The 14,638-nt window shown below is 67.0% G+C and carries 12 protein-coding genes and 1 tRNA gene; 7 read left to right on the forward strand and 6 right to left on the reverse strand.

What is annotated here, in order from left to right; translation table 11 throughout:
- Positions 1-11: 11 nt before the first annotated feature.
- Both BLR41_RS04145 and BLR41_RS04150 read right to left on the reverse strand, forming a co-directional pair.
- A tRNA-Lys gene (locus BLR41_RS04145) sits at positions 12-87 on the reverse strand.
- 75 nt (positions 88-162) lie between these two features.
- The gene (locus tag BLR41_RS04150) at positions 163-1,119 is read right to left on the reverse strand and encodes a DMT family transporter (protein WP_092626571.1); all 957 of its coding nucleotides are present in this window, start codon (positions 1,117-1,119) and stop codon (positions 163-165) included.
- A gap of 141 nt (positions 1,120-1,260) precedes the next feature.
- Here BLR41_RS04150 and BLR41_RS04155 point away from each other — a divergent pair, with 141 nt between their 5' ends.
- The 7 genes from BLR41_RS04155 to BLR41_RS04185 all read left to right on the forward strand — a co-directional run bounded on the left by BLR41_RS04155 (position 1,261) and on the right by BLR41_RS04185 (position 10,113).
- A complete protein-coding gene (locus tag BLR41_RS04155) occupies positions 1,261-1,836 on the forward strand; it encodes a superoxide dismutase family protein (RefSeq protein WP_092626572.1) in 576 nt (191 codons plus the stop codon).
- A gap of 55 nt (positions 1,837-1,891) precedes the next feature.
- The gene (dusB, locus tag BLR41_RS04160) at positions 1,892-3,037 is read left to right on the forward strand and encodes a tRNA dihydrouridine synthase DusB (RefSeq protein WP_092626574.1); all 1,146 of its coding nucleotides are present in this window, start codon (positions 1,892-1,894) and stop codon (positions 3,035-3,037) included.
- Between the two features lie 29 nt (positions 3,038-3,066).
- Positions 3,067-3,492 (forward strand): hypothetical protein, encoded by a 426-nt coding sequence (locus BLR41_RS04165; protein WP_092626575.1) that lies wholly within the window; start codon positions 3,067-3,069, stop codon positions 3,490-3,492.
- 512 nt (positions 3,493-4,004) lie between these two features.
- On the forward strand, positions 4,005-4,880 hold the full coding sequence (locus BLR41_RS04170) for a GGDEF domain-containing protein (protein ID WP_092626576.1): 876 nt from the start codon (positions 4,005-4,007) through the stop codon (positions 4,878-4,880).
- A gap of 479 nt (positions 4,881-5,359) precedes the next feature.
- Complete coding sequence (locus BLR41_RS04175; RefSeq protein ID WP_245693831.1) at positions 5,360-8,113, forward strand: LCP family glycopolymer transferase; 2,754 nt, start codon at positions 5,360-5,362, stop codon at positions 8,111-8,113.
- A gap of 315 nt (positions 8,114-8,428) precedes the next feature.
- Positions 8,429-9,085: a phosphate signaling complex protein PhoU gene (gene phoU, locus BLR41_RS04180; protein ID WP_092626579.1), complete on the forward strand. Its 657-nt coding sequence runs from the start codon at positions 8,429-8,431 to the stop codon at positions 9,083-9,085.
- A gap of 170 nt (positions 9,086-9,255) precedes the next feature.
- The gene (locus BLR41_RS04185) at positions 9,256-10,113 is read left to right on the forward strand and encodes a helix-turn-helix domain-containing protein (protein ID WP_176797800.1); all 858 of its coding nucleotides are present in this window, start codon (positions 9,256-9,258) and stop codon (positions 10,111-10,113) included.
- Between the two features lie 294 nt (positions 10,114-10,407).
- On the opposite strand, the gene pstB is transcribed toward BLR41_RS04185, so the two are convergent.
- From pstB to pstS, 4 genes are all read right to left on the reverse strand, one after another.
- Positions 10,408-11,184 carry a phosphate ABC transporter ATP-binding protein PstB gene (gene pstB, locus BLR41_RS04190; RefSeq protein WP_092626582.1) on the reverse strand — a complete coding sequence of 259 codons (777 nt, stop codon included), beginning with the start codon at positions 11,182-11,184 and terminating at the stop codon, positions 10,408-10,410.
- A gap of 15 nt (positions 11,185-11,199) precedes the next feature.
- Positions 11,200-12,114: a phosphate ABC transporter permease PstA gene (pstA, locus tag BLR41_RS04195; protein ID WP_092626583.1), complete on the reverse strand. Its 915-nt coding sequence runs from the start codon at positions 12,112-12,114 to the stop codon at positions 11,200-11,202.
- Positions 12,111-13,196 (reverse strand): phosphate ABC transporter permease subunit PstC, encoded by a 1,086-nt coding sequence (gene pstC, locus BLR41_RS04200; RefSeq protein WP_176797801.1) that lies wholly within the window; start codon positions 13,194-13,196, stop codon positions 12,111-12,113. Before pstC ends, pstA begins: the two co-directional genes overlap by 4 nt.
- A 130-nt stretch (positions 13,197-13,326) precedes the next feature.
- A complete protein-coding gene (gene pstS, locus BLR41_RS04205; protein WP_092626585.1) occupies positions 13,327-14,439 on the reverse strand; it encodes a phosphate ABC transporter substrate-binding protein PstS in 1,113 nt (370 codons plus the stop codon).
- Between the last annotated feature and the right edge of the window lie 199 nt (positions 14,440-14,638).

Genomic DNA, 14,638 nt, shown 5'->3' on the forward strand with positions numbered 1-14,638 from the left:
ACCTGCGCTTCTGGTGGGCCGCCAGGGACTCGAACCCTGAACCCGTGGATTAAAAGTCCACTGCTCTGCCCATTGAGCTAACGGCCCGCGAGATACACCTTACAGGCAGCCGTTGATCTGGTGCATCGCCGGGCGGGCCGATCGCCCGCCCGGCGTGTCGGTTCAGCCGCGCACGAGTGCGACTTCCGGTTGGACGACCTTCCGACTACCGGCACGTTCGTTCCAGCCCAGCGCGGTGATCATCACGACCAGCAGCACGAAACCGACCCACTGGGTGACGGTGAGGGTCTCGCCCAGCACACCGACACCGACGATGGCGGCGGTCGCCGGAAACGACAGCTCCGCCAACGTCGCCCGGGCAGCCGGCGTGGCGCGCAGCCCCAGGTAGTACAGGCTCAACGCCAGCAGGCCGGGAATCAGCGCGAGCAGCAGCAGTCCTCCGAGGTTCGCCCAGCCCACCGCCAGCGCCTCACCGATGCTCGACAGCCCCTCGGTGATCGAACCGTCCCGCAGCAACAGCACCAGCGCCACGGTGGGCAGCCCCACCGAGTACCGCAGCGTGGTCACCTCCATCGGAGCCAGTTCCCTGCTCAACATCCTCCCCAGCACCGTCCCGGCGGCCCACAGCGCCGCAGCCCCGAGCGCCAGCAGCGCGGGCATCAGCCGCGAGACGCTCACCTGGGTCGGATCCGGAAACGCCAGCAGCCAGGCACCTGCCAGCGCGGGAACGGCGAAGGCGAGGTAGCCACGGCGGAAGCCCTCGCGCAACAGCAGGAACGAGGCCACCGCGGCGAACACCGGTTGCAGTTTCTGCAGCACCACGGGAGTCACCGGATCGCCGTAGCCGAAGGCGGCGGTGAACATGAGCGTGGCCAGCGCGGAGGTACCGGCCCCCACCACCAGCGCCGCCGCCCGCTGCTTGCCGCCGCACCGGGCGAACGCCCGCCACGCCCTGGGCAGCAGCGGCGCCAGCAGCACCGTGACGATCAGATGTTCGCACAGCACCACGGTGGTGCTCGGTAAGCTGGTCGCCAGCGGCATCCGCCACAGCGCGTCCGTCCCCCACATCGCGGTGGCGATCGCGACCAACCAGGTCCGGTCGCGCCCCGAATCAGTCATCGGATCAACGTAGCGCGCCTACACACCGGTACGCTCCCGCGACGAGGACGATCCTCGTCACACTCACCGCCGGACACGCCGTTTCACCCTTTCCGGCGATCATCCACCGGTGAGGACCGCGCGGCACGTAGAACCGGACACATGCGATCCGTATCGAGTGTCGTGCTGGCCGTGACGGCCCTGATCATCGCGGTTCCCGCCACCGCGCAGGCGGAGCCCTCGGACTCCGAGGGGAACAGCCGGACGGTGGCGCAGGGAGTTTTCACCCGCTACCAGGAATCCGCTGCCGCGATCACCTACGCGCCCGAGCTGGTGCCGCCGGGCGCCCGGATGGCGGTGTTCGCCGAGAGCTCTCCCGGGGAAGGCACGTCCGTGGCCGCTGTCCTGGAAGGGTTGCGCCCGAACCGCACCTACGGCGCCCACGTGCACACCCGCCCGTGCGGCGCGGAGGGTTCCGACGCGGGGCCCCACTTCCAGCGGGTACCCGCGCCGGAGGGCGTGTCCGGTGATCCGGCCTACGCCAACCCGAGCAACGAGATCTGGCTGGATTTCCGCACCGACGCGGCCGGCAACGCGGTGAGCGGCGCTTTCGGGGAATGGAACCCGCACCGGGGTGACGCCTCGTCGGTGGTGATCCACGAGCACCGCACCCGCACGGCGCCCGGTGCGGCAGGTGAGGCCGGGGCCCGGCTGGCCTGTCTGAACGTGGCGTTCTGAACGGACTGCGTCCGCCCGGTGCTGATCGGCGGTGGCGAACACCGACAATGGAGGTATGTCGCTCGCGCCAGCCACCGAACCACTCCGGATCGGCCCGTACGCGGTCGATCCGCCCGTGGTGCTCGCTCCGATGGCGGGCATCACGAACCTGGCCTTCCGGAAGTTGTGTCGGGAGTACGGCAGTCGCGACTCGCTCTACGTCTGCGAGATGATCACGGCCCGCGCGGTCGTGGAACGCAACGCCAAGACGCTGCGGATGATGAGTTTCGACGAGGGTGAGCACCCGCGTTCGATGCAGCTCTACGGTGTGGATCCGGCGACCATGGCCGAGGCGGTCAAGATCGTCGTGGGCGAGGGCTGGGCCGACCACGTAGACACGAATTGGGGTTGCCCGGTCGCCAAGGTGACCCGGAAGGGCGGTGGAGCGGCACTTCCCTACAAGCGCAGACTGTTCGAGGACATCATCTCGGCCGCCGTGCGGGCGGCCGAACCGGCGGGTGTTCCGGTCACGGCCAAGTTCCGGGTGGGAATCGACGACGAACACACCACCTACCTCGACGCGGGGCGCATCGCCGAGGAGGCGGGGGCCTCCGCCGTGGCGCTGCACGGCCGCACCGCGGCACAGCGTTACTCGGGGACGGCCGACTGGGAACGGATCGCCCGGCTGAAGGAAACCGTGCGGAGCATTCCGGTCCTGGGCAACGGGGACATCTTCACGGCCTCGGACGCCCGGCGGATGATGGACGAGACCGGTTGCGACGGCGTCGTGGTCGGGCGTGGCTGCCTGGGTCGGCCGTGGTTGTTCCGGGAGCTGCACGCCGAGCTGCGGGGTGAACCGATCCCCGAGCCGCCGGATCTCGGCGAGATCCGTGGCATCGTGTACCGCCACGCCTGCCTGCTGGCCGAACTCATGGGCGAGGAAAAGGCCATGCGCGACCTGCGCAAGCACATGTCGTGGTACTTCATGGGCTTTCCGGTCGGTTCGGAACTGCGCCGCAGGCTCGGTGTCGTGTCCACGCTCGGCGAGCTGGCGGGCATGCTGGACGAGCTCGATCCGGACGTCCCCTTCCCCGCCGATGCCGAGGGGCCGCGCGGCAGGCAGGGCTCACCGGGCAAGGTGGCGCTGCCGGAGGGTTGGCTGGACGATCCGGAGGACAACTCAGTGCCGGTGGGTGCCGACCTGGACCACAGTGGAGGATGAGTTCCCTCCCGCGCCGCTCGGGGACGCTCATGGCGTCACCGCTGCTGGTGCTGCTGTGGTGCTGCCTGCTCTCGGACAGCCCCACGCCCGTTCCACCGTCGCCGGAATCGGGAGCCGTTCGCTCGGTCACGGCCTACTTCCGCACCAACAACGCGGCGGCACGGCGCGGCCCGGACGCGCAACGGAGCTTCCTGCGCCGTACCCAGCATCCCGACTACCGGGATCGGCGCTGCTCGCTGGACGGAATGACCGTCACGGCGGAACCAGCGCTCGGGACGATGCGCCCCGACGGGGAGTTCACGGTGGCCGGGCGGCACCCCGCGGGGAGGGTCTGGGTCGTGGGTGTGGAGATCACGGTGCGCCGCGAGGGGGTCGTGGTGGGTAGACAGCTCGGTTCGCAGCACCTGGTGGTGCTCGACGGCCGTTGGTACGGCTTCGCTCCCTGCCCCGGGTAAGCCCCTGCGTCGGGGAGGGTCCTGCGTCGGGGAGGGTCCTACCTCGGAGGAGCTCCCTGCCCCGATCAGGAGTTCGTCGGCTGGTTCCTCCCGCACGCTCACTCGGCCGAACCTCTGCCGGACTCCCGTCGCGGCGAGCCCAGATATGGATACCTCCTGGTGGGCGCGGCCCGTCCCCTCGGAGCACTACGGGCTGCCGCCGGCACGAACAACGCTTCGTCCTCGACATGCCACTATGCGTGGTTACGTTAAACCGGGTTGAATGGGGTATGGCTACGTAAGCCTCCGGTAATGAATCGTGACGGGACGTGACAGGAGCGCTCGGAGAAGGGGGGTCGAGGCAGGCATCGACCCCGTGACCGGAGCGACGGGTGGGAGGCCGAGCGGACGAACGGGTTGTCCGGGCACGCCGGTGACGCGGTACGCCGGTTGAGCGAAATCGGGTCCGGTTGAGCGGAACCGACTCAAGCCCGGTGGCTCACCGGACGACACCACTACGGGAGGTGAGTGCGATGTCCGGACTTTGCGATGGTATTGCCAAATCGGAGACCTGGCGGGAAGAAGCCGCCAGGGCCCGGCTGCACGACCTCCCGTGCACCGAGCACAGCACCGGCAGGCATTACGCGAGCGATTCGGCCACCGCCGCCGGACTGGCCGAACTGCACGAGGCCATAGCGGAACTGCTCGCCTCCCGGGGACGCTGGCAGCAGGCCTACCACCACCTGCGGGCCGCGCTGGATCTACGCAACAGCGAGCTCACTCCTCCGGTACCGGAACAACTCAGACACGAGGTGAACTGGCTGCGGCGGGAACACGCACGCGTCAGGGAGCAAAGTCTGCGCGACACCCTGACGGGTGGTTACAACCGGCGCTATCTGGACGAACGTCTCGAGAGTCTGCCGCGGGAAACTCCCGAGGGGCTCGGTATAGCTCTGGTGGACCTGGACTGGTTCAAGCAGGTGAACGACACCTTCGGGCACGTACTCGGCGATCGCGTGTTGCAGCGTGTCGCCGAATTACTACAGGAAGAACTACCCAATGGGGGATTCTGTGCGCGATACGGCGGCGAGGAATTCGTACTGGTGCTGCCGGGTATCGACGAGCCGACCGCGATTTCGCTGTGCGAACGTGCACGGTCGCGGATAGCGGACTTTCCGTGGCAGCGAGTGGCACGCGGACTTCACATAACGGTAAGCATCGGATTGACGTACGACGCAACGGCCGGGGAGGCCGTCACGTCCGGGACGGAAGAGAAAATTCTCGGGGCGGATGTGTTGCTCTACGCGGCCAAACAATCGGGGCGGAACGTCGTCGCCTACCGAAAGCGCGGTGAAGTCCACTTGACAGGGATCACCAGGCGATCCGAATCGTCATCACAGAACTACTGAACGCGATCACTTCGGTCACGTGGGTGTTCGGCACCAGAGCGCTGCCCCACTCGGACGAGCGAGAGCTGTGATTTACCCTACATAACACGGTTGTGCCGTGCACTGATTGTGAAGAATCCGGCGCCGCTATCGTCAGTGCGAGCGATCAGCCGTAGCATCTTGACCGAGTCTGGCGATACAGCTTCGGGGGTGGGGATCGCCAACCGTCCGAATGAAAGCCAATGACAGCAAGGTGGGAGGGAACGCAGGTGCCGGATAATCCCCGTCGAGGCAGTTCGGGGCACCAGAGTTCCCACTCGGAGTGGGCGTCTCCCGAAGACGAAACCGGAAACGGCTCCGAGACGGGCAGCCGGGCCACTTCGCGCAGGCGCAGAAGGGCTCTCGGGGACGACGGTACGGGTGGTACGCGAGTCGGAGATTTGCTGTCCCGACACGGTAAGGGGCAGAGCCAGAACACCGGTTCGCACCGAAAGGTCGAAGTGGACGAATCGGAATTCGTCCCACCCGAGGAACAATCCGGACCACGATCCCCCCGGAACGGGCCGGACGAGGAATCGCCGGAGCAGCCCACGCGGACAACCGAGGCCGTGCCGGAGACTCCGCCATCACACGAGAACCAGCCCCAGGACGGGGGCCGCCGGTCTCGTGGTCGCCGCGCTCGCCGCAGGCGGCAGGAACCGGAACAGCCCGAGGGAGCCGAGCCGGGACAGTCCGAACAGACCCAGTGGCAGATCCCCAGTTCGGCGAGTTCCCCACCGCCCTCCGATGGAATCGGATCCACCAACGCTCCGCCCGCGGAGAGCGACGACACGGCACGGATGACGCCGTTCCTCGGTGCGTCGCGCAGGCCGAACGCAGCCAGGAGCAACGACAACACCCAACAGCCCGCGGACCAGAGCTCCTCACACACCTCACCCATGGCTCCGCCCTCGGCGGAACAGGCCACCGGAAACCCGACGCCGGCTACGCCACCCCGGCCCGGGGGCGACACCGGAACCGACACGAGCGACCGCACCCGCCCGAACCAGCCGATCAGCGCGGCGTTGAATCAGAACCGCCGTGCTCCGGCTCCACCGCCCCCGTCCCGGGAAACCTGGTCCCGGGAAACCGGCTCCCGGGAAACCGGGGCCCAGCAGATTCCCTCCGAGGAACCCACCGCTCAACAGCCCGCGGTACGCGGCGAAACGCCGCCGCAAGCAGGCGGGTACCCGCCCGAGTCACCACGACAACCCGCCCGTGGCGAGGGAACCGCCGCTCCGGATCCGAGCGCTCCCTCGGCCGCGGAAGAGATGTTGAACGGCTCGCCCCGGGCCGGGGGGCCCGCACCGGAAACCCCCTCCCCGTACGAGGGCGCACAACCGGAACGGAGCCCCGAGAGCGCGGTCGGCGCCCGGACCTCCGGGACGGAGCACGATCCCGCCACCACCGCCATCGCCCCGCAGCACGACTCGTCCGGCACTGCCCAGTCCACCACTTCCCGGGAAGCGGCCACGGACGACGAGGAGTCGGCGGACGAGCAGGACGACGACAACGAGGCCAGCGCCGCAATCGACGCGACGCTGGCCAGGTTCTCGGCGGTACACGACGAGCTCGCGGCGGAGGAGGAGAAGCGGCGCAAGAAGTACGCCTGGCTGTGGGGAAGCCGCAAGGAGCCCGAACCCGGCCAGGACATGCCGTTCGACTTCGCCGAGGACCGCGACGCGAACTCCTCGCGCGTGGAGTGGCGCAAGGGGAAGCGGCGTAGGCGGATGCAGACGCTGGGACGGGTAGCGGCCGTCGGCGTCGCGGCTCTGGTGTTCGTCACGACGGGGATCGGCTGGGGCAGCAAGACCTGGTTGGACGCGAGCTTCAACCAGATCCGCGCGCTGAACGAGAACTCCGACGCCATTCAGGACGCGCACCTGCAGGAGGGAGATCAGAACTTCCTGCTGATCGGTTCGGACACTCGCCAGGGCGCCGAGACCTCGGACGACATCGGCACGACCGAGGGGGTGCCCGGTGCCCGTTCGGACACGACGATGATCGCGCACATTCCCGCCGACCGGAGTCGGGTGGTGATCGTGTCGATCCCGCGCGACCTGGAGATCGACATCGACGCCGACACCTGCAAGAAGTGGGATTCCGCCACCGGGAAGTACAGCGAGGAGACGGTGGCGGCCCGGCAGAACGTCAAGTTCAACACCGCGTTCGGGGAAGGCGGGCCCGCCTGCGTCACCAAACAGGTGCAGCAGCTCTCCGGACTCGAGATCAACAGTTTCCTGGGGATCAACTTCCAGGGGTTCAAGTCCATGGTCAAGGCGGTGGGCGGTGTGCAGATCTGCACCAACAAGCCGATGATCGACCACGAGCTGGGCACCATCCTCGAAACCGCGGGCACGCACAAGCTCGGTCCACAGCAGGCGCTGCGCTACGTCAGGGCACGCAAGCTCACCAACGACGTCACCGCGGACTACGGCCGGATGGAGCGGCAGCAGCTGTTTCTAGGCGCGTTACTGCGCAAGACGACCTCGGCGAACGTGCTGCTCAACCCCGGCAAACTCACGAACCTGGCCAACGCCATCATCGCCAACACCTTCGGCGACAACGTCGACAGTGACAAGCTGATCTCGCTCGGCAAATCGCTGGACGGGCTCGACCCGGAGAAGGTCACCTTCGTGACCATCCCCACCACCGGAACCGCGAACTCACGGGGCAACGAGGTGCTGGCGGAGTCCAAGGCTCATTCGCTGTTCCGGGCCATCATCGAGGACGTGCCGCTCGACTCCTCGTCCGGAGAGCAGAGCGGGCGGGCTTCGGAGGGGGCCGCATCGGACACCTCGCCCATGGCCTTCACGCAGCAGGAGCAGGGGAACGGCTCGGCGAAACCCGAGCCCTCCGAGGTGAGCGTTTCGGTGTTCAACAGCACCGAACGCAGCGGCCTCGCGAGCAACACCGCCAGCGACCTGCGTGAGTTCGACTTCGCGGTCGGCGACGTCGGCAACCTGGACTCGCCGCTCGACCGGACGGTCATCCGGTATTCGGAGGGGAACAAGCAGCGGGCACAGCTGCTCGCCTCCGCCGTGCCCTCGGCCGAGATCGTGGCCGATTCCTCGGCCGGCGAGACCCTCCGGCTGGAGTTGGGGACCGATTACGAAAACCGGATTCGCAAGCCGGACAGCGGTGACGTGGACGTTCCGGAGAATCTCTCGACCGTCAACGCGGGTGAGGACAAGTGCGGCGGTGTCAGCGGCTAACCGGAACGTGTTCTCCCGTGACCGGCGTGCTCGTTCGTACCGAGCAGTCGGTCACGGGGCCACGGGGGCGTGCGGCTCGCACATCGGCCCCCGCCCCTTTTTCCGGAGAACGTTCGGCGGGAGTGGTGGGCACCGGAACCAACGCCGGTGGCGGATTTCGACGCGGAAAGCCCGCTCGGGACTCGGGGAATCTCACCCACAGTGATGCCCCACCGCGCCCGTACTCGTCTTTTCGAGTGAGAACTCAAATCGTGTTCACCGCAGGTTAACCAACGGGAACCCTGCGCAATACCCCCACGAAGTAGGGTGGGAGCCATGCGTGAGGTCTACCAGGAACAGCTCGACAAGCTCGCCGACGAGCTCGCCGCGATGTCGACCATGGTCGGTAACGCGATGGAGCAGGCAACCACCGCGCTGCTCGGAGCTGACCTGTCGTTGGCCGAGCAGGTCATCGACGACGATTTGAAGGTCGACGAGGCCCGAGCGCGCTGCGAGGAGCACGCCTTCGGGCTGCTGGCGCTGCAAGCACCGGTCGCGGGAGACCTGCGTACCGTCATCTCGACCATCCACGCCGCCGAGAGCCTGGAGCGGATGGGAGATCTCGCGCTGCACGTGGCCAAGGCGGCACGGCGCAGGCACCCGCAGCCCGTGCTCCCGGAGGACGTGAAAACCTACTTCTCGCAGATGGGCCAGGTCGCGGTCAAGCTCGCGAACCGACTGAACCAGATCCTGCGCACCCAGGACGTGCAGCAGGCGCGGGATCTCGAAGGCGACGACGACGAGATGGACGACCTGCACCGTCACCTGTTCAGCGTGGTCATGGGCTCCGAGTGGTCCCACGGCGTATCGGCGGCGGTGGACATCACCCTGCTGGGCAGGTTCTACGAGCGTTTCGCGGACCACGCGGTCTCGGTGGCCCGACGGATCATCTACGTGGTGACGGGAACCATGCCGAGCAGCGACCATTCGTGACCGAGTTTCCGGATAAGCGTCTTTTTCTCACCGGAACGGGCGAGCACACGGAACGCTGTTGACGGCTCAACGTCGTCGATTCCGCACAGCGCTCATTCGATCGAGTGAACGCTATTATTAGTCGGCGTTGACGACGGCTGTTCACGGCCGCGGTGTGCGAGTCTGCCGACGTGAGTAAGAGTCCTACCGTGCACCGCCGACGTCTGGGCAGCGAACTACGTAAGCTGCGCGAGGCAGCGCAGCGCACACACCGCGAAGTCGCGGCTCACCTGGATTGCTCACAGGGAAAGATAAGCCAGATCGAGCTCGGCCGTGTCCCGGTCCGTACCGCGGATGTCCGGCTCATGGCCGAGCTCTACGGCTCGAGCGGCCAACAGGTCACCACACTGCTCGAACTCGCCGAGGGCTCCAAGAAACGCGGTTGGTGGCAGGCGTACGCCAGCACCGCCCGCCGCAACGGTTTCGACACTTACCTGGGGCTGGAGACCGCCGCCGAAGCGGTGAGCACGTTCGGGGCGGATCCCCTCCCCGAATTACTGCAGACCGAGGAATACTGCTCGGCACTGCTGGCGACGGAACGCGAGACGATAACCGAGGACGAGATCTCCGAACGGCTGACCATCACGGCTACCCGCCAGCAGCGTCTGCTGGGGGAGCATCCGCTGGAGCTGTACTCGGTGCTGGACGAGTCCGCGCTGCGGCGCGGCGTGGGCGGGCCCCGGGTAATGCGCGCCCAGCTGGAGCACCTGGTGCTGATGAGCTACCGGCGCAACGTGACGCTGCGGGTGCTGCCGTTCGGCAGTGGAGCTCATCCGCTGCTCGGTGACCGTGTCACCGCCTTCTCGTTCCGGGAGACGGGCGACCCGCAGGTGGTGCACGTGGGTGATTCCACGAACTCGCGGTTCTGGGAGAAACCGGCCGAAACCGCTCCGTACCTGGCCGCGTTGGAGCGGGTGTGCGCACTGGCGTTGCCGCCCAAGGAATCGACGATGCTGATATCGAGCATCGCGGACGAGCACCGCGAGTGAGCCGGCCCCCGAAGGCCCCGCGGTCCCCGGCCGGGCGATCCGCTCGCTCGGCCGGCGTCGATTTCCCACGAAATCGCCGCGCCTTCGGTACGGTCTCGGGATCCCACCATGCCCGCGGGCCGTACTCCGGCCACCCTCGCGGTCGGCACCGCCGCGAGTTCTCCGGTGCGGTTCTCGCGAGGACGGCCCCGACGTTGTGTAGGTCGCTACCCGATGTCGGGGCACCCGCAGCGCGAGCCGTGCGGGAGGTTCCGCCAGCAGCACCGCCAGGCAGGCCGACCCGACGCGGTCCCCTCAGCCGAAGCGGCCGGAGATGTAGCCCTCGGTGGCCTTCTGACTCGGGTTCGAGAAGATCTTCCCGGTCTCCCCGATCTCGACCAACTGGCCGGGCTGCCCCACCTCGGGCAGGTTGAAGAACGCCGTCTGGTCACTCACCCGCGCGGCCTGCTGCATGTTGTGCGTGACGATGACGATCGTGTAGTCCTTCTTCAGCTCGGCGATGAGGTCCTCGATCGCCAGCGTCGAGATGGGGTCGAGTGCCGAGCAGGGCTCGTCCATCAACAGCACGTCGGGCTGCACCGCGATGGCACGGGCGATGCACAGCCGCTGCTGCTGGCCACCGGAGAGCCCGCCGCCGGGCTTGTTGAGCCGGTCCTTGACCTCTTCCCAGAGGTTGGCTCCGCGCAACGAGTGTTCGGTGATCTCCTCCAGGCGCTTCTTGTCCTTGACCCCGGCCAGCTTCAGTCCGGCCACCACGTTGTCCCGGATCGACATCGTGGGGAACGGGTTGGCCCGCTGGAACACCATCCCGATGGTGCGACGCACCTGGACCGGGTCGACCCCCGGTGCGTAGACGTCCTCACCGTCGAGCAGCACGCTGCCTTCGACCCTGGAGCCGGGAATCACCTCGTGCATGCGGTTCAGCGCTCGCAGCACGGTGGACTTGCCACAACCGGAGGGGCCGATGAAGGCGGTGACGCTGCGGGCGTGCACCTGCAGCGTGACGTCCTGCACCGCGTGGAACTTGTTGTAGTAGAGGTTGAGATCGTTGATGTCGAGACGTTTGGCCATGATTCGGCTACCGCCCTACCTGGTCTTTACCGCGAACAGTTTGGACAACAGTGTTGCCAGCAGATTGATCAGCATGATCAGCAGCACGAGGGTGAGCGCCGCCCCCCACATCCGGTACTCGCCCGCCTCCGTGGACGTCTTGCGTGCCGTGTAGACCGTCAGGGGCAGCGAGGCCATCGGCCCCTCGAACAGGTTGTAATTGATCGCCCTGGAATAGCCGACCAGGATGAGCAGGGGCGCGGTCTCGCCCATCACCCTGGCCAGCCCGAGGATTATGCCGGTGATGATGCCGGAGAACGAGGTCGGCAGCACCACCTTCAGGATGGTCTTCCACTTGGGGACGCCCAGCGCGTAGGAAGCCTCCCGCAGCTCGTCGGGGACGATCGTCAGCATCGTCTCGGTCACCCGCACCACCACCGGCAGCATCAGCAGCACCAAGGAGAGCGAGACCGCGAATCCGCTGCGGTCGAAACCGAACGTGGTGATCCACAGCGCGTAGATGAACAGCCCGGCCACGATCGAGGGGAGCCCGCTGAGGATGTCCACCATGAAGGTGGTGGTCCGGGCCAGCTTGGAGTTCCTGCCGTACTCGATGAGGAAGATCCCGACCGTCACGCCGAGCGGAACCGCGATGAGGGCGCAGACGAGTGTCTGTTCCAGGGTTCCCACCAGCGCGTGGTAGACACCGCCACCGGAGTCGTTCGGCAGCAACCCGTAGAACGAGTGGTTCCACCACTCAGCGTTGAGCATGGGAGCCAGGCCGCGCTGCACCAGGGTGAACAACACCCACAGCAGCGGAACCACCGCGATCACGAACGCCAGGCCGAACAGCACGGTGGCGGTGTGATTCTTGATCTTGCGCCCCAGGCCGAGCTGTTGGAAGGCGGGGGCGCTGGCGGGCCGCTCGAGGTCAGCGGTGTCCGTTCTCATTTCTTCCCCTTACCGCTGCCGCTCTCGATCCAGCGGGCGAGCGCGTTGACGGCGAAGGTGCTGATGAACAGCACCAGCCCGGCCGCGATGTAGGCACCGACGGTGAGGTGGTTGTTGAACTCGGCCGAGCCGAGCGCGATCCGCGAGGCGAAGGTCGCCCCCGCGTCGAAGATGCTGTAGTGCGGCCCCTCGAAGGTGTAGCTGAGGATGACCGTCAACGCGACGGTCTCACCCAGCGCTCTGCCGAGACCGAGCATGGCTCCGCCGACGAACCCGCTGCGGCCGAACGGCCAGACCGTGGTGCGCACCACTTCCCACTTGGTCGCCCCCAGTGCCAGGGCGCCCTCGATCTGTGCCGAGGGGGTTCGCGAGAAGACCTCGCGCGCGACCCCGGTGATGATCGGAAGGATCATCACCGCGAGCACGATGCCCGCAGTGAAGACGTTCGAACCGCTGTTGGCGGGCACGTTTCCGTCGGCGAAGATCGGTATCCAACCCAGTGTCCCGTTGATCCAGAGCGCGACGGGCTTGAGCACCGGCGCCAGCACCAGCGCTCCCCAGAGGCCGTAGATCACGGAGGGGACGGCGGCGAGCAGGTCCACCACGTAGGCGAACGGCTTGGCCAGCACCCTGGGGGCGTACTGGGTGAGGAAAAGCGCGATTCCGCCCGCCACGGGCATCGCGATGATCAGCGCCACCAACGAGCTCGCGACGGTGATCCAGGCGAGATCGACGATACCGAAGGCCATGTCCTCCGGATCGCCGGTGCGCCACTGCCCGGAGAGCAGGAAGTTGGCCTCGTTGGCTTGCAACGCGGGGATGGCCCTGACCAGCAGGAACAACCCGATTGACGCGATGATGGCGACGACGAAGATCCCTGATCCGGTCGCCACGCTCTGGAACAGCCGGTCCCCGAGGCGTATCACCTTCTTCCTGCCGCCGGACTGCTCCGGCGGTGTGGGGTGCTCGGGAGACGCCGCCTCTTCGGAACTTCCCACGAGGGTGTTGCCGGTATCGCCCGGGGAGGTGACTGCTTCGCCCGGCGGTGCGGACCGCCACTCGGAATTCGTCGACTCGGTCACCGTTGTTCGCGACCTCTCAGTTTCCGGATTTCCCGGTCGTGCTCGTGTGCCGTGCCTGCCGCACGGCGCGAGCCCGCACTAGCCCGGGAGGACGTCGGGTTGGTGGCGACCTGGCTCGGCACTGCCGGGCTCAGGTCCGGATCGCCTCGACCGCGTCGAGGACCTTCTCGCGGAACTTCGGGGGCAGCGGTACGTATCCCGCCTGCTCCAGGTTCTCCTGGCCCGCGTGTGCCGCGATCCGCAGCGCGGCGCTCACGGATTTCGCGGTCTGTTGGTCGTAGCCTGCCGAGCAGACGACCTCGTAGGTGGCCAGCACCAGCGGGTAGACCCCCGGCGAGTCGTTGCCGTAGATCGACTCCAGGTTCAGCCGGAGGTCGTGCCCGGTACCGGCTATCTCGGCACCGTCGATGGCCTTGCCCGCGGATCGGCTGGTGAGTTCGACCGGGCCGTTACCGCTGTCGATGGCGGCGATGCCGAGTCCGGCGTTCTTCGGGAAGGCCCAGGCCGCGTAGGTGATCCCGCCCTCGGTCTGCTCCACCGAGGAGGTGACTCCGTCGGTGCCTGCCCTGCCCTGGCCCACACCGGATCCGGGGCGGAACGTCTTGCCCGAGCCGTTCCACATCCCGTCGGTGGCGATGGAGAGGTATTCCTGGAAGTTGGCCGAGGTGCCGGACTCGTCGGAGCGGTAGAACGGAACGATATCCGTCCCCGGAAGGTCGGCTCCCTGATTGAGCCGCTGAATGGCCGGGTCGTTCCACCTGGTGATCTCCCCCTGGTAGATCTTGGCGATCGTCTCCGGGCTGAGGTTGAGGTCGTCGACCCCCGGAAGGTTGTAGGTGATCGCGAGCGGCCCGAAGACCATGGGGATGTTCCAGGCTGGATTGCCCCCGCAGCGTTCCCTGGCCTTCTTGGCCTCGGCACTGTTGAGCGCCTCGTCCGAGCCGGCGAGATCGACCTGCCCGGCGGTGAAGGCGGAGATTCCCTTGCCCGAGCCGGAGGCCGTGTAGTTGAGCTGCCTGCCCTCGCACTTGACACCGAAGTCCCTGGCGAAGACATCCATCGCGTTCTTCTGCGCGGAAGAACCCTCGGCGACCACGGAGGCGTTTCCGCAGTCGACCTCGAGTTGCCGCAACTCGGGGTTCAGATCGGCCGTGGTGACGTTGCGATCGGTTCCGCAGGAGGTCAGCGCGAGAACACCGACCGCGAGAAACCCGAGCGCGAACCTGTGCCGCCCGAAGTGCACGTCGCTCCTCCAAGACAACGGAGTTGACGGCGTGTGCCGTTCCGAGAGCGACCTTAAGTCGACTCGGTAGCCGTCGACCACCATTCAGATGAACAGAAAATGAACACGGCACGCTAAGTAAGCAAGCACACAGCTAAGCGGGTGAGCACATCCGAAACATGCTCACCCGCACCGCAATTATGAACACCCACAGTGTTCA

It is taken from the genome of Actinopolyspora mzabensis, assembly GCF_900101095.1.
Lineage (GTDB): Bacteria > Actinomycetota > Actinomycetes > Mycobacteriales > Pseudonocardiaceae > Actinopolyspora > Actinopolyspora mzabensis.